The sequence below is a fragment of the Dongia mobilis genome, assembly GCF_004363235.1.
Lineage (GTDB): Bacteria > Pseudomonadota > Alphaproteobacteria > Dongiales > Dongiaceae > Dongia > Dongia mobilis.
The window spans coordinates 881,765-897,288 of record NZ_SNYW01000006.1 but is presented as its reverse complement, the minus strand read 5'-3'; the positions used below and the strand labels follow the sequence as shown (position 1 = coordinate 897,288).

General features: G+C 66.1%; 13 protein-coding genes. 5 read left to right on the top strand and 8 right to left on the bottom strand.

Annotated features, from left to right (window positions below):
- Positions 1–53: 53 nt before the first annotated feature.
- Both A8950_RS05750 and A8950_RS05745 read left to right on the top strand, forming a co-directional pair.
- The gene (locus A8950_RS05750) at positions 54–908 is read left to right on the top strand and encodes a phytanoyl-CoA dioxygenase family protein (protein ID WP_208109740.1); all 855 of its coding nucleotides are present in this window, start codon (positions 54–56) and stop codon (positions 906–908) included.
- Between the two features lie 231 nt (positions 909–1,139).
- On the top strand, positions 1,140–2,483 hold the full coding sequence (locus A8950_RS05745; protein ID WP_133612619.1) for an NAD(P)-binding domain-containing protein: 1,344 nt from the start codon (positions 1,140–1,142) through the stop codon (positions 2,481–2,483).
- Between the two features lie 71 nt (positions 2,484–2,554).
- Here the strand turns inward: A8950_RS05745 and A8950_RS05740 are convergent, their stop codons facing one another.
- The 3 genes from A8950_RS05740 to A8950_RS05730 form a co-directional block, all read right to left on the bottom strand.
- Positions 2,555–5,008 (bottom strand): DUF1989 domain-containing protein, encoded by a 2,454-nt coding sequence (locus A8950_RS05740; RefSeq protein ID WP_243735534.1) that lies wholly within the window; start codon positions 5,006–5,008, stop codon positions 2,555–2,557.
- A gap of 64 nt (positions 5,009–5,072) precedes the next feature.
- Positions 5,073–5,780, bottom strand: a complete 708-nt coding sequence (locus A8950_RS05735) for a hypothetical protein (RefSeq protein WP_133612618.1) — start codon at positions 5,778–5,780, stop codon at positions 5,073–5,075.
- Entirely contained in the window at positions 5,780–6,370 is a 591-nt protein-coding gene (locus tag A8950_RS05730; protein ID WP_166645014.1) for a tetratricopeptide repeat protein, read from the bottom strand. The genes A8950_RS05735 and A8950_RS05730 overlap by 1 nt, the downstream gene beginning before the upstream one ends.
- Positions 6,371–6,454: 84 nt before the next feature.
- On the opposite strand from A8950_RS05730, the gene A8950_RS05725 reads away from it, so the two are divergent.
- A complete protein-coding gene (locus tag A8950_RS05725) occupies positions 6,455–7,555 on the top strand; it encodes a M14 family metallopeptidase (protein WP_133612616.1) in 1,101 nt (366 codons plus the stop codon).
- 7 nt (positions 7,556–7,562) lie between these two features.
- Here the strand turns inward: A8950_RS05725 and glcF are convergent, their stop codons facing one another.
- The 5 genes from glcF to A8950_RS05700 form a co-directional block, all read right to left on the bottom strand.
- Positions 7,563–8,849: a glycolate oxidase subunit GlcF gene (glcF, locus tag A8950_RS05720; RefSeq protein WP_133612615.1), complete on the bottom strand. Its 1,287-nt coding sequence runs from the start codon at positions 8,847–8,849 to the stop codon at positions 7,563–7,565.
- Positions 8,850–8,853: 4 nt separating this feature from the next.
- The gene (locus A8950_RS05715) at positions 8,854–10,065 is read right to left on the bottom strand and encodes an FAD-binding protein (RefSeq protein WP_133612614.1); all 1,212 of its coding nucleotides are present in this window, start codon (positions 10,063–10,065) and stop codon (positions 8,854–8,856) included.
- Between the two features lie 2 nt (positions 10,066–10,067).
- On the bottom strand, positions 10,068–11,555 hold the full coding sequence (locus A8950_RS05710; RefSeq protein ID WP_133612613.1) for an FAD-linked oxidase C-terminal domain-containing protein: 1,488 nt from the start codon (positions 11,553–11,555) through the stop codon (positions 10,068–10,070).
- A gap of 149 nt (positions 11,556–11,704) precedes the next feature.
- Positions 11,705–11,830, bottom strand: coding sequence for a type B 50S ribosomal protein L36 (gene ykgO, locus A8950_RS05705; protein WP_133612612.1), 126 nt, complete (start codon positions 11,828–11,830; stop codon positions 11,705–11,707).
- A gap of 117 nt (positions 11,831–11,947) precedes the next feature.
- Positions 11,948–12,898, bottom strand: coding sequence for a methyltransferase domain-containing protein (locus A8950_RS05700; protein ID WP_133612611.1), 951 nt, complete (start codon positions 12,896–12,898; stop codon positions 11,948–11,950).
- Positions 12,899–13,016: 118 nt separating this feature from the next.
- On the opposite strand from A8950_RS05700, the gene A8950_RS05695 reads away from it, so the two are divergent.
- Entirely contained in the window at positions 13,017–14,381 is a 1,365-nt protein-coding gene (locus A8950_RS05695) for an MATE family efflux transporter (protein WP_133612610.1), read from the top strand.
- Positions 14,378–15,514, top strand: coding sequence for an NAD(P)/FAD-dependent oxidoreductase (locus A8950_RS05690; protein ID WP_133612609.1), 1,137 nt, complete (start codon positions 14,378–14,380; stop codon positions 15,512–15,514). Before A8950_RS05695 ends, A8950_RS05690 begins: the two co-directional genes overlap by 4 nt.
- Positions 15,515–15,524 lie beyond the last annotated feature (10 nt).

Below are 15,524 nucleotides of genomic sequence, written 5' to 3'. Positions count from 1 at the left end.
AAGGATGGGCGGGGCGCCATGCCCCGCCCGTTCTCCCTGTCGCGATGGGTGACATGCTGCATTCCGAGATCATCGATACGTTCCGCCGCGACGGTTTCGTGATCATCCGCAACCTGCTGGATGACGACGATATCGCCGCGGCGCGGGATCGCTTCGAACCCCTGTTCAAGGGCAAGTTCGAGACCGGGCTCTATCCCGATGAATGGAACTGGCAGGAGGGGCGCGACCCCGCCGACCGGACGCGCCAGATCTGCAACGGCTGGAAATCCGACCGCACCATCGCCCGCATCGTGCTGTCGCCGAAGGTGGGCGAGCTCTGCGCCCGCCTCGGCGGCTGGCCGGGTGCCCGCATGGGCCAGGACAACGTGCTGTGGAAACCGCCCGGGGCCAAGTCGCTGGGCTTCCACCAGGATGACAGCTATTGCCACTGGGTGGTACCGGCTGGCTACATCACCTGCTGGATGACGCTGGACGACACGGCAGCATCGGGCGGCACGATCGAATATGCCCGCGGCTCGCATCTCTGGCCGCTGAGCCCGCCGATGGGCAAATTCCATGCCCCGGACGACTACCATGCGAGCTTGCGCGAGGCGGCCGCCCATGCCGGCAGGGAGATCGAGATCGTGCCGATCGAGGTCAGGGCCGGCGATGCTGTGATCCATCACGGCCGCACCTGGCACGGCTCCGGCCCCAACCGCGAGACGCGGCCAAGGCGTTCGCTGGTGGCGCATTGCCTGTCATCGGAGGCACGCTTCCACCCGACCGAAGTTTCCTACATCTATTCACGCTATCGCCGCCGGGACGACCTCGCCATGGATGAGAGCTATTTCCCGATCCTGTGGCGGGCGGACGGCTATCGCTCGCCCTGGCTCGCGCGCTATCTCGACCTCGCACCGGCGGCGGAATGATCGCGATCAAATTGGGCCGGAATTGGTCGATTATTGTACGCCTTTGGTAAGTGCGCTGTTGAAAGCCCTTCAAGCCTTGGGCTATTGTTTTTGCCGACACGGCCGCAGGTGTTGCAGGCGGGCATCCGCCCGCGGCAGGCACCCGGCCAGCCATCGCATGCAAGGAATCCGCGCCAGCATTTCACGCACGATCAGCCCATAACCAGAAACAGCCAAGTCGAGGGAGAGCACATGAAAAAGCGAGTTGCCGTCATCGGTGCAGGCCCGTCGGGAACAGCCGTCCTGCGCGCCTTCCAGTCAGCCGCCGCGAAAGGCGCCGACATCCCCGAAGTGGTCTGTTTCGAGAAGCAGGAGGATTGGGGCGGGCTGTGGAACTATACCTGGCGCACCGGGCTCGACGAATTCGGCGAGCCGGTCCATGGCAGCATGTATCGCTATCTGTGGTCGAACGGCCCGAAAGAATGCCTGGAATTCGCCGACTACACCTTCGAGGAGCATTTCGGCAAGCCGATTGCCTCCTATCCGCCGCGTGCCGTGCTCTGGGACTATATCAAGGGCCGCGTCGAGAAGGCCGGGGTGCGCGGCTGGGTCCGCTTCCGGACCCCGGTGCGCAACGTCACCTATGACGGCAAGTCGGGCAAGTTCACCGTGGTCGCCCACAACCTGCCGAAAGACCAGATGACGAGCGAGGAATTCGACCACGTCATCGTCTGCTCGGGCCATTTCTCGGTCCCCAATGTGCCGGAGTTTCCCGGCTTCAGCACCTTCAACGGCCGCGTCCTGCACAGCCACGATTTCCGCGACGCGCTGGAATTCAAGGGCAAGGACATCCTGATCATCGGCCGCTCGTATTCGGCCGAGGATGTCGGCTCGCAATGCTACAAATACGGCGCCAAATCGATCACCTCCTCCTACCGCTCCAAGCCGATGGGCTTCAAATGGCCGGCGAACTGGGAGGAGAAGCCGCTGCTGCAGCGGGTCGAGAACAAGACCGCCTATTTCAAGGACGGGACCTCGAAGGAAGTCGATGCCATCATCCTGTGCACCGGCTATCTGCACACCTTCCCCTTCCTGGAAGACAGCCTGCGCCTGAAGACCAGCAACCGCCTGTGGCCGCTCGACCTCTACAAGGGCGTCGTCTGGGAGCACAACCCGAAGCTCCACTACATTGGCATGCAGGACCAGTTCTATACCTTCAACATGTTCGACGCCCAGGCCTGGTATTCACGCGACGTCATCCTGGGCCGCATCGCCCTGCCGGCCAAGGCCGAGATGCAGAAGAACAGCGCCGAATGGCGCGCCCGCGAGGAGACGCTGGAAGACGCCGAGCAGATGATCTGGTTCCAGGGCGACTACACCAAGGAACTGATCGATGCCACGGACTATCCCAGCTTCGACATCGAGACGGTCAACAAGACCTTCATGGAATGGGAGCACCACAAGGCCGAGGACATCATGGGCTTCCGCAACAATTCCTACCGCTCGATCATGACCGGCACCATGTCGCCCAAGCACCACACCCCCTGGCTGCAGGCGATGGACGATTCGCTGGAATCCTATCTGCAGACGAAGTGAAGCGCTGAAATGAGAACCGGGCGCAGCCTGAAGAGGCTGCGCCCGGAAGCCATGGCCGGAATCGACCCGGTTCAGCTGCGCGGCTTCAGTTTTTCCGGATCATAGAACGGGAAGCGCACGACGCGGGCCGGCAGGCGCTTCTGATGGCCGTCGATCTTGCCCACCTCGACCTCGGTGCCGATGGCCGCATAGGCCACGTCCATGCGGCAGAGCGCGATGTTCTTGCCCAGGATCGGCGAGATGCAGCCGGAGGTGACAATACCCACCTGGGCACGGCCGACATGGACGCAATCGCCATGGCCTACTGCCTGCTTGGCATCGATCTCGAGCCCCACCAGCTGCTGGCGCGGGTTCTCCTTGCGGCGCAATACCGCCTCGCGGCCGACGAATTCCTCATTGCCCTTGGCGGCAACCGTGAAGCCGATGCCGGCCTCGTAAGGGTCGGTCTGGTCGTTGAATTCGTAGTGGGCAAAGATCAGCCCGGCCTCGATGCGCAGAATATCGAGCGCTTCCAGTCCCAGCGGCTCCAGGCCGTGCGGTCGGCCCGCCTCCCAGATCGCGTCCCAGACGGCGGGCGCGTCCTTCGGATGGCAGAATATCTCGTAGCCCAGCTCGCCGGAATAGCCGGTGCGCGAGACGACCACGGCGATGCCGTTGAAATCGCCGATGCGGCCCACGGTAAAGTGGAACCACTGGATCTCGTCGACCCGCGGCCTAGCCGGCGGCGTCCAGATGATCTCCTTCAATATGTCGCGGCTCTTCGGTCCCTGCAGCGCGATGTTGTGCAACTGGTCGGTCGCCGATTTCACCCAGACCTGTTTGAGGCCGCGCTGTTCAGCAAGGTCGCGCAGCCATTTGCCGCCGAACTCGTCGCCGCCGATCCAGCGATAGCGGTCGGGCCCGAGGCGGAAGACGGTGCCGTCATCGACCATGCCGCCATGTGGATAGCACATGGCGGTATAGACCACCTGCCCGTCCGACAGCTTGCGGATGTTGCGGGTGCAGGCGATCTGCAGCAGGTCCTCGGCATCGGCGCCCAGTACCTCGAACTTCCGGAGCGGCGACAGGTCCATCACCGCCGCCGCCTCGCGGCAGGCCCAGTATTCCGCCGTGGGACCGGCATTGTTGAAGCGGTTGGGCAGCCAGAAGCCGCGATATTCGGTGAAGTTCCTGGTCAGCGCCGAAATGCGCGGATGGAACCCGGTTTCGCGGGTCAGTCTCGGTTCGGCATCCGGGGTCATGCGAAAGGCCATGGCTTTGGAGAAACTATGCTTCGCATCATAGATGCGAACGTGAATGTCGGTCGGATTCCAGGCATTGGTGGCGTCGATATCGTCGGGACAGGCCGAGGAGCCGCAGACCAGGTCCTTCAGCGCCCGCATCAGCACGTAATCGCCCGGCCGCGACCAGGGATCGTCGAGGAAGATGGCATTCGTGGCGCTGATTCCGGTGTTGTAGAAAAGATTGACGGCCTGCCAGCCGCGGCGCCGATCGAGGCCGAACCGCTCCAGCGCATTGTTGAAATTCTCGGAACAGGAGGGATGGCCGGGATAGCCCGCATCCTCGTAGAAGCGCGACGTGCAGGCGAGGCCGAAGGTGTCGTGGCGGCCGCAGGTGTCGCGGATCACCTCGGTGAGGGCCTGCATGTCCATGTCGAAGAATTTCGAGGCGAGGCCCGGACCGGGATAGATCGACCCCAGCATGGTGCGGGTCGTGGTCATGTCGATGCCGCGTTCCTTGCCGCGCTGCAGCTGACGTGCATCGAAGGCAACAAAATCCGAGCATTGCCGCCCGGCGACGTCGATCACCTGGATGAACTGGCCCTCCTTCACCTCGTAGGAGAGGGCGGTGCAGCGATCGACGCGGAATTCGGCGACGATATCGCCCAGCGGTGCCGGCAGCTCCGGCAGCGGCGCGGGATTGGCGGCGTGGCGCTGCAGGGTGACGCCGAGATCGGTCGCCGGCGATTGCTCGGCCGGGGCCATCGGCGCGCCGGGGGCGTGGATCACGACAACGGCGTCGCGCCCGGCGGTGAAGGTGACGGCTTCGCCCGCCCGCGTATCCCCCTCCAGCACCCGCGCCACACGATCGATGCCGCCGGGAAGGTTCCAGCGGCGCAACTGCCGGCGCCATTCCGCCACCTGGTCCGGTCCGTCGGCATCGGCGATGTCGCCCGCCAGCAGCCGGGCGATGCCGGCCGATTCCGCGCCGGGCTTGAGGTCAAGGGCGGCAAAATCGGCGCGTGCCGGATCGTTGCTGCCAGGCGTTGCCACGGTGAAGACGGCCAGTTCCGCCGGCTGCCGCCCCTCGCGGTCGGTGATGGTCAGGCGATCGCCGCCCTGAAGCCGCAGGACCAGTGCGCCCAGACCGGGCACACGATAGGTCTCGACCTGGGGATCCCAGCGGTCGAGCCCGGGCTGGATCACGCGCGGCCGGGTCAGCGGCAGCACCGAAGCGGCAATGTTCATCGGCTTCCTCGCCATGGCCGCCGGACCCTGCCGGCCACCCAGAAAAACCCGTGCCATGATGATAAACCGGCGCCGAATTGCCGCTCAAGCGGTCAATCGACGACGAGGCGCGGATTCCCGGCTATCGCAAGAGCCCGGCGCGGGTCAGGATGGCGCGCATTTCCGTCTCCCCGCAGGCATTGCTGACGCGGCCATACTCTTCCGGGGTGTCGATGTCGCCATGGTATTCGTTGATCGCCGCCTCGAAGTCACGCTGCGCCGCGTCGATGGCGTCATTGACGGCCTTGCCGAAGAAGGCCTTTGCCGCATCGGCAGAGGATGCCGAAATCGTCCGCCGGCTGATATCCAGCAGCGCCGGACGGATCAATTCGGCAAGCCTCGGAAAGAACGCGCGGTTCACCGCGACATGCCGATCCTCGTGTTGCCGCACCTCGCGCCAGAGACAACCGTCGCGCGGTATTTCGCCGGCGATGTAGACGGTATTGCTGGCGCGCAGGGAAATCTCGATGGATTTTGCCGACCAGCAATAGGTGCCACCGTCGCGCGGATCGCCGCTGATATTCATGTTGAGACCGCCGGCGAGGCTCATCTGCGTCACGCCGAGGGTGTAGGGAAAGGCGTCGCTGCGCAGATGCGCGAATGACGGGTCGTCGATCAGCGCACGCAGGCCCCGGCCGCGGTCGAGTTTCGTCGCCTGGGTTTCCAGCCGCACTTCCACTTGCGGCTCGCCCGGCGCCGGGCCGCACCCTTCGGCCCGCGCCATGGCTGGCAGCAACGGCGAAAGAACGGGAAGAACAAGCAGCAGGAGGACGCGCAAGATTGCCGGCATCAGATGTCGCGTTCCTTCAACTGCCGTTCGATCGCGTCGCGGTTGCTGCGCGCCGCCTCGTTGGCTGGATAGAGGGCGAGCACGCGGCCAAAGGCATCCAGCGCCGCCTCCTCCCTGCCCAGGGCGAGATTGACCAGGCCGAGGCCGGAAAGGGCGCCGAAATGGCGCGGCTCCAGTTCCAGCACATGCTCGATATCGGCGAGCGAGGCCGGATAATCGCCGGCCAGGTAGAACATCGTGGCGCGGCGATTCCAGGCCTCGGCGAAGGTTGGCCGCGCCGCAATCACCTGGTCGAGCAGGTTGCGGGCTTCGGCAAAATCGCCCTGCTCCATCGCCGCCGCTCCTGCCGACATCAGATCGTCGATTTCGGCACTGCCGCTCTCGGTCCAGAAACGCCAGATCATGAGTTCGACCAGCCGCGCCGGTTCCGGGCTTTCGGTCGCGCGCAGGCGTTCGAACAGCGGATTGAGGCGCGGATCGGTCTGGTCGGCCCAGGCTGGCATGGCCGCAGAAAAGCCTGCCGCCATGCCGGAGAGGCATGCCCCGCCAGCCAGCAACGCCGCCAAAACCGGGTTCCGAAACCGCTTCATGGCCGTGTAGTCTAGCAGCAATCCGGGCACGGGGCATACCCTTCCCGCCGGCCATCCGATACACCAGCGAGCGAGTTTCCGACCATGCGTGCCGTCCCCCATTTCTCCGCCACCTATGCCGAGGCCCGTGACAAGTTCCTTGCCGCTGCGCGGGCCCATGGCGCCGTGGCCGCAGCACATGTCAATCCGACTCTGGGCCCCGATGGCGGCGAACTGGCGACCGACACCGCCCTCATTGGCCGGCCGGATGCACCGCATCTGCTGATCGCCATGTCGGCGACGCATGGCGTCGAGGGCTTCTGCGGCTCGGCGATCCAGACAGCCTGGCTGGCCGAACGGCGCTTCGCCGATCTGCCGGCCGATACCGCCGTGCTGCTGATCCATGCCATCAATCCCCATGGCTTTGCCTGGGTCAGGCGGGTGAATGAGGACAATATCGACCTTAACCGCAATTTCATCGATCACACCAAGCCCTATCCGGAAAACCCCGGCTATCGCGAGTTGCGCGACTATATCTGCCCGCCTGCCTGGGACGACGCCACGCTTGCCGTGGCGGAAGCGAAACTGGCCGACTATGCCGCGCGGCATTCGGCGATCGATCTGCAGGCTGCCATCATGAACGGCCAGTACTGGGACAAGGAAGGGGTCTTTTATGGCGGCAATGCGCCCAACTGGTCGCACCGGACCCTGTTGACGATCCTGGCGCCCTTTGCCGACAGCGCGCGGTACGCCGCCTTCATCGACCTCCATACCGGCCTTGGTCCCAGCGGCTATGGCGAAATCATCTCGAACCATTTCGGCAACCTTCCCGGCGCAGGCCGCGTGCGCGACTGGTTCGGCAGCGAGGCAACGATGATCGATGACGGCTCCTCCACCTCGACGGCCGTCACCGGCGACACCCAGCTTGGCGTCAATGCCGCCCTGCCGCGGACCGCGATCACCGGCATCACGCTGGAATACGGCACGGTCTCGGTCCCGGAAATGACCCAGGCCGTGCGCGCGGACAACTGGCTGCACATCCACGGCGATCTCGAGAGCGAGCTCGGCCGCCGCATCAAGCGGCAGATCCGCGACGCGTTCTACACCGATACCGCGGCCTGGAAGGAAGCCGTCATCGCACGGGCGATGGACGTTCTCGACCGCACGCGGCGAGGCCTCGCCGGCGCCGCCCGCGAAGCAGCCTAGGCGCCAGCTACAATCCGGACGGTTTCGGGCCGCCGGTGGCCCAGTCGAGCAATTGCACGGTATGGACGACCGGCCGGTCGAGGCCGCCGCGCAATTGCTGCAGGCAGCCGATATTGCCGGCACTGACCAAATCGGCGCCGGTCTCCCTGATATTGGCGATCTTGCGAGCGCGCAGCTGGCCGGCGATCTCCGGCTGCAGCAGATTGTAGGTGCCGGCCGAGCCGCAGCAGAGATGCGATTCGGCGATCTCGCAAAGCTCGAAGCCGGCGGCGCGCAGCAGGTCCTTCGGCGCCTCGCGCACGCGCTGGCCGTGCTGCAGCGAGCAGGCGGCGTGATAGGCGACCTTCAAGCCTGAGGCATTGGTCGTCGGCGGCAGTTTGATCTCGGCGAGGTATTCGCTGACATCGCGGGCGAGGCCGGCGATGCGCCGGGCCAGCTTCTCGTCGCGATCGCCGCGAAAGAGATGGCCGTAATCCTTGAGCGTGGTGCCACAGCCCGACGTCGTCACCAGGATGGCGTCGAGCCCGGCGCCGTCCGCCTCGGCCGCCCAGGCGTGGAGATTGCGGCGCGCGGTTTCCCGCGCCTCGTGTTCCCGCCCCATATGCTGGGTGAGCGCGCCGCAGCAGCCCGCCCCTTTCGCCACCACGACTTCGATCCCGGCGCGGTTGAGGAGGCGGATGGCGGCGGCATTGATGCCGGGATCGAGCACCGGCTGCGCGCAGCCTGCCAGCAGGGCGACGCGACCACGCCGCACGCCTGCGGCTCCGAAAATACCGGGCCGGTCCGTAGCCGCCGCCGAAGGCAAGCGCTGCGGCAGCAGATCGAGGAGCGCGCGCAGTCTGCCCCGGAGCAGACTGGCGACACCAAAGGCCCGGGCCAGCATGCCGCCCCTGAGCGCCAGGCGGAATAAGCCCGGGCGCGGCAGCAGGAAGGCCAGCAGGCGGCGCAGCAGGCGGTCCGGCAGCGGCCGCACGAATTGTTCCTCGATCCGCACCCGGGCGATGTCGACGAGATGCATGTAGTCGACCCCCGACGGGCAGGTCGTCATGCAGGAAAGGCAGGTGAGGCAGCGGTCGATATGTTTGGTCAGCACCGCGTCGGGTGCCGCTTCCGCCTCCAGCATGTTCTTGACCAGATAGATGCGCCCGCGCGGCGAATCATTCTCGTCGCCCAGCGTTACATAGGTGGGACAGGTCGCCGTGCAGAAGCCGCAATGCACGCAATTGCGCAGGATGCGGTCGGCGGCGGCGATATCCGGATCGGCAAGCTGGGCGGCAGTGAAGCTGGTCTGCATGGTGTCACAATTCCGAATGCAGGCGACCGCGGTTGAAGAGGCATTTGGGATCGAAGGAGCGGCGCAGGCGGCGCAACAGGTCGATCGGCGCCTCCGGCTGGAAGACATGGTCGCCGCCGCGCTGCTGTTGACCGGCACGGATCAGGGTTGCGTGGCCGCCGTCAACCAGGACGCCGCGGATGGCGCTGCCATGCGCGTCGGGCGCGGTGCCCGGCACCGCCAGCCAGATGCGGCCGCCGCCCCAATCCATCATGTAGCGGCAATCCGGCAGAAGCCGCCGGAGCGCCAGCACCACATCGGCCCCACCGGCCGGCGGCACGGAGAGGAGCCAGATGGCCGCGTCGCGCATCGGCAGCAGGGCCTGCAGTGCGCCGCATTCGATCCAGAAGGCGGTGGATTCATGGTGGTCCAGATACATGCTGGGGCCAGCGCATATCCTCTCCAACTCGCCGCGACGATAGGCGATGGACGCCGCCGACCCTTCGAGGCGCAGCACCGTCGCGGACCCTGCGCCGACATGGCCGGCAAGGCTCGGGTGATGTCCAGCCATGCCATCCGGCAGATAGACGGCGCCGGTCGGATCCGCATTGCTGCCGAGCGCCGCCGTCATCGCCGCCTGCGCCGCCACGAGGTCCTGGCCGATGAGGACCAGAGACAGGCTGGTCTCCGGCGCCGGCACGATCTTCAGCGTTACCTCGGCCATGGCACCCAGCGTGCCGAAGGAGCCGGCCAGCAGCTTCGGCAGGTCATAGCCGGTCACGTTCTTGACCACCTTGCCACCGGCCTTGAACAGCTCGCCGCGACCATTGACGGCGCGAAAGCCGAGAAAGAAGTCGCGCGCGGCGCCGGCAAAGGGTCGCCGCGACCCGCTGAGATTGGTGGCGATGACACCGCCGATGGTGGAATCGTCCGGCGCCTTGCCGAAGAGCGGGCCGAGATCAGGAGGCTCGAAGGCGAGATGCTGGCCTTCCGACGCGACGGCGCGGCGGATGTCGCGCAGGCTTGTCCCGGCGCCGGCGGTCAGCACCAGTTCGGCCGGCGCATAGTCGCGGATGCCGGCAAGCCCGGCGAGGCAAAGCCGCGTCGGCAACGCCACCGCCCTGCCCCAATCCGCCTTGCTGCCTTGCCCCGCGATCTCGAGCGGCGCGTCGGCGGCGTGGGCCGCTGCCACCATCTCGCCGAGTTCCGCCTCGGTCGTCGGGTTGAGTACCTGCATGGTCAGAACCGCGGCAAATCGGGATGCGGCAATTGTCCGCCCCTGACATGCATGGCGCCCAGTTCGGCGCAGCGACGGAGAGTGGGGAAGACCTTGCCGGGATTGAGCAGCAAATCGGCATCGAAGGCGCATTTGACGCGCTGCTGCTGGTTGAGGTCGACCTCGCCGAACATCGTCGGCATCAGGTCGCGCTTCTCGACGCCGACACCATGCTCGCCGGTCAGCACGCCACCCACCTCGACGCAGAGGCGCAGGATATCGGAGCCAAAGGCCTCGGCGGCTTCAAGCTCGCCCGGCTTATTGGCATCATAGAGGATAAGCGGGTGCAGATTGCCGTCGCCGGCATGAAACACATTGGCGACACGCAGGCCGTATTGCGCGGAAAGCTGCGTCATGCGGCGCAGCACCTCGGGCAGGCGCCCGCGCGGAATGGTGCCGTCCATGCAGTAGTAATCGGGCGAGATGCGGCCCACCGCCGGGAAGGCCGCCTTGCGCCCGGCCCAGATGGTAAGACGCTCCGCCTCGCTCTCGCTCACCCGCAGGCCGCTGCCGCCATGGGAGGCGACGATGGCACCGACCCGCGCGATGAGGTCATCGACCTCGACCTTCGGCCCGTCGAGTTCGACGATCAGCAGGGCCTCGGCTTCCAGCGGATAACCGGCATGGACAAAATCCTCGGCGGCGTGGATCGCCGGCCGGTCCATCATTTCCATGCCGGCCGGGATGATGCCGGCGCCGATGATGGCGGCGACCGCCGCCCCCGCCGCCTCGCTGCTGGCAAAGCCCGCCATCATGGCACGCGCCGTCTCCGGCTTCTTGAGGAGGCGCACGGTCACCTCGGTGACGACACCGAGCAGACCTTCGGAACCGGTCATCAGGCCGAGGATGTCATAGAGCCCGGCATCGAGATGCCGGCCGCCGATGCGCAGCACCTCGCCGGTGATGAGCACGATCTCGAGCCCCAGCAGATTGTTGGTGGTGAGGCCGTATTTCAGGCAATGCACGCCGCCCGAATTTTCCGCCACATTGCCGCCGATCGAGCAGGCGATCTGGCTGGAAGGATCGGGCGCGTAATAATAGCCATCGGCCGCCACCGCGTGACTGATGGCGAGATTGGTGACGCCCGGCTGCACCACGGCGCAGCGATTGGGCAGGTCGATCTCGAGAATCCGGTTGAGCTTGCCGAGGCCAAGCAGCAGCCCGTCGGCCAGCGGCAGCGCCCCGCCCGAGAGTGAGGTGCCGGAGCCGCGCGGCACCACCTTGATGCCGGATTCATGGGCGATGCGCAGAGCCGCCGCAACCTCTGCCGTCGAGCGCGGCAGGGCGACGGCGAGCGGCACCTGGCGATAGGCGGTGAGGCCATCGCTTTCATAGGGGCGCAGGGCGACGGGATCGGTGATGACGCCAGCCGGCCCCAGGGCCTCACGCAGGGCGGCGGCGAAACGGGGTGCCGCTGCGAGCGCGGCTTGGTCTGGCGGCGGCATCAACATGCCACCTCTATAGCGCAAAAAGGAACCGCGCGGGCAAGCGCCACGCGCGGTTCCTGATCTTCAAATCGGGTCCAGCTCGATCAACGCGCCGGACCAGTCAATTGGCTAGTCCTGGCGGCCCAATCCTTGGCCGGTGACGGGCAAGCCCATCAGCCCTGGCGCGCCTTGAAGCGCGGATTGGTCTTGTTGATCACATAGACCCGGCCCTTGCGGCGCACGATGCGGCAGTCCTTGTGCCGCGCCTTGGCCGATTTCAGTGAATTAACAACCTTCATGGTCCGGTTCCTTGAGAAACAACGAGTCTGAAATGGTGGCGCAACATAGTGACCCAGACGGACAGTGTCAACCACTGGCGAATTCTAGCCAACTTATTGATAAGAATAATAATTTTTCTACCAATTGGACATCAGCTTGGAGCCGCCGAGCTTGATCGCGTAGTAGCGCATGACTTTAAGGGCGCCCGCATCCATGGCGGCGACCCGCCTGGTCCACAATTCCACTTCCTTGACCAGTGGCTGGGGCATGGCGCGGGCATGGGCCGCCCGTTCGCCGCCGGCCTGGGTAAAATCCACCCAGCCATCCATGATCATCTTGCGATAGCGCTCGGTGATGTCCTCATTGACCCGGAGATCGAAATTGAGTTCGCGCAACCAGCGGACATAATCCGCCCCGCTGCAGAAATAGGCCGGCATGTCGGGCTCCGGTCCGAGTCCGGCCAATTGCGGATCGTCTGCGGCCAGGTCGTCGCGGCGCACGAAATCGGTCAGCGAAAGCTGCCCGCGCGGTTTCAGGCAGCGCTCGAAGGTTTTCAGCAGCTTCAGCTTGTCCTCAATCAGAAAAAGCGATTCGGAGGACAGGATGCAGTCGACCGAGGATGGCTTCGGCTCGTAGCCTTCCGGGTCGAAACGAATGATATCGGCCTTTTTCTCGAGCCCGGCCCGGATCGACATTTCCTTGGCCGCCCGCGCCAGCTTGCCGACCGGTTCCAGCCCGCTGACCCAGACCCCGAATTCGTTGACCAGGGCACGCGTGCCGCCACCGAGGCCTGAGCCGAATTCCATCACCGTCAGCGAGGGGTTGAGGGCGAAGGGCTTGGCGAGGCCGAGGACATGATCGTCGCCGCCCGGCCGGCAGTAACCCTGGCCCCAGACCTGCTGCTGGATGCGGATGTCCTCGGTTTCCCATTCCTGCAGCGGCGGGATGCGGGGATCAGTCGCCGGCGTCCGTTCCGCCTCGGCCTCCTTGGCCGCAGTCGCAGTCCCGGCGACGGGCAGATCGACCCCATCCCACCACGCGCGCAACCTGACGTTCCAGGGCGCCTTGGCGCCGGATTCAGAGCCCATCTTCCCCCCGCGGCTCCATTGTCGATTCTCGCAGAATCAACTAGTTAAGATTAATCGCACCGTGGCTCATCCGCAAGGTTAGGCGCCCAGAGCCAGCTGCAACCGATCCGGAACCAGGATGAACGCCACCGCCACCACCCCGACCCTTGGCATCGGCCATCATTTCCGCCGCACCGTGCAGCTGGCCCTGCCGGTCATGGCAGCCAGGGCCGGGCTCGTCATCATGCTGTCGGTGAACGCCATATTCTGCGGCTGGCAGGGGAAGGAGGTCCTGGCTGCCTTCGGCGCCGCCGCCGTGCCGCAGGTCACGCTGATGGTGGTGGGCGTCGGCCTCCTCATCGGCACCATCATCCTGACCGCCCAGGCCGATGGCGCCGGAAACCATGGCGCCTGCGGCCGCGCCCTGGCCGGAGGGCTGGTCATTGCGGCGGGATTCGGCACCTTCTGCGCGGCGTTGCTGCTGCCCGCGGAATACTGGCTCGACCTGCTGGGGCAACCGGTGGAAACGATCCCGGCCGCCAGTGACGCCCTGCGCATACTTGGTTATTCGCTACCGGCCATCCTGATGTTCACGGCCTGCTCGTTCTTTCTCGAGGGCATCAACCGGCCGCTTCCGGGAATGATTGCGACCCTTGCCGCCAATCTCCTCAACCTGCTGCTCAACTGGGTCTTCGTCCTGGGCAATCTGGGGGCGCCTGAAATGGGCGCCGCCGGCTCGGCGCTTGCCACGAGCATCACCCGCTTTTTCATGCTGGCCGGGATGCTGGGCTATATCCTGACCATGCCCGGGCGGGATCGATACCTGCGCCCGGGCTGGCTCAGGGTGGATGCCGCCACCTTGCGGCGCCTGATCGTCCTCGGCCTGCCGCTGGCCTTTGCCATCGGCGCAGAGACCGGCTGCTTCAATTTCATGGTGGTCATGGCGGGCTGGCTCGGCACGGCGGAACTCGCCACCATGTATGCCGCGATCAACTATACCAGCTTCGTCTACATGCTGACCCTGGGCCTATCGACCGCGGCATCCGTCCGCGTCGGCAATGCCATTGGCCGGCGCAATGCCGGCGATATTCGGCGCGCGGGCTGGATCGCGGTCGGCCTCGAATTCGCGGTGATGGCCGCCATCGCCACGCTGACGATTTTCCTCGCCCCCCGGATCGCCAGTCTCTATAGCCAGGACCCGGCAGTTCTGGGGCTGCTGGTGCCGGCGCTCAATCTGACCGCGCTGCTGTTCCTGGTGGACGGACTGCAGGGTGTGCTGATGGGCGCGCTGCGCGGCACGGCGGACACGCTGGTCCCGACCGCCGTCTACATCGTCAGTTTCGCATTCGTGGGCATTCCGATGGGTTATTTCCTGGGCTACCAAGCCGGCATGGGCGTCCCCGCCCTGATCTGGGCGCTCGTCGCAGCCCTCGCCCTGGCCACATTGGGGCTGGGTGCGCGCTTCCACTGGGTCTCCAGGCGACAGGAGGGCTTGTGGCGATGAGCGTGCGCGACAGCGATTTCCTGGTGATCGGCGCCGGCGTCTCGGGCGCCGCGGCGGCAGCCGAACTGGCGGCCGACGGCAAGGTCACCATGGTCGAAATGGAGGAGCGGCCGGGCTATCACAGTTCCGGCCGGTCGGCCGCCCTCTTCACCCCGAATTACGGTCCTCCCCTGGTCCGTGCCATCGTCGCTTCCGGCACCGCTTTCCTGCGCACGCCGCCCAGCGGCTTTGCCAGCGAGCCCCTGCTCAGCCCGCGCCAGGCGGTCACCTTCGTCGGCGCCGGCGACGAGGCGCTGATCGATCAGTTCATGGCGGAAGCCGCGCCCGAAACACCGGTCGAGGAAATCTCTCCGCAACAGGCCTGCGACCTCGCCCCGCTGCTCAGGCGCGAGGCGGTGGCGCGGGCGATGCTGGACCGCCATGTCACCGACATGGATGCGAACGCCATCCACCAGGGCTATCTCAAGCTGTTCAAAGCGCGCGGCGGCACGCTGGCCTGCGACCAGAGAATCGTCGGGCTGGAGCGGGCCGCCGGCAACTGGCTGGCCACCAGCGCGTCAGGCGAAGTCTTCGGCGCGCCGGTCCTGATCAATGCCGCCGGCGCCTGGGCCGACGAGATCGGCCGGATGGCCGGGCTCCTGCCGATCGGGCTGCAGCCCATGCGGCGCACCGCCATCATCATCGCCGGCGATCCGGCCCTCGCGCCAGCCAGCCTGCCAGCGGTGGATGACGGCGCCGCGGAATCCTATGTGAAACCGGATGCCGGCCGCCTGATGGCCTCGCTGGGCGATGCCACGCCAAGCCCGCCCTGCGACGCGCAGCCGGAGGATCTCGACATGGCGATGATCGTCGACTGGCTGGAGCGCAAGACGCATCTGACCGTGCGACGCATCGAACACAGCTGGGCCGGCCTGCGCTGCTTCGTGGCCGACCACCAGCCGGTGGCCGGGTTCGATCCGGGCACGGATGGATTCTTCTGGCTGGCTGGCCAGGGCGGCTACGGCATCATGCTGGCGCCCGGCCTTGGCCGAATCACCCGCGACCTGATCTGCGATGGCGCGCTGGGATCGGCCTTTACCGGTCGCGGCATCACGGCAGCGGCGCTGGGTCCCGACCGCTGCCGACCAGCCTGAGACGGCAATT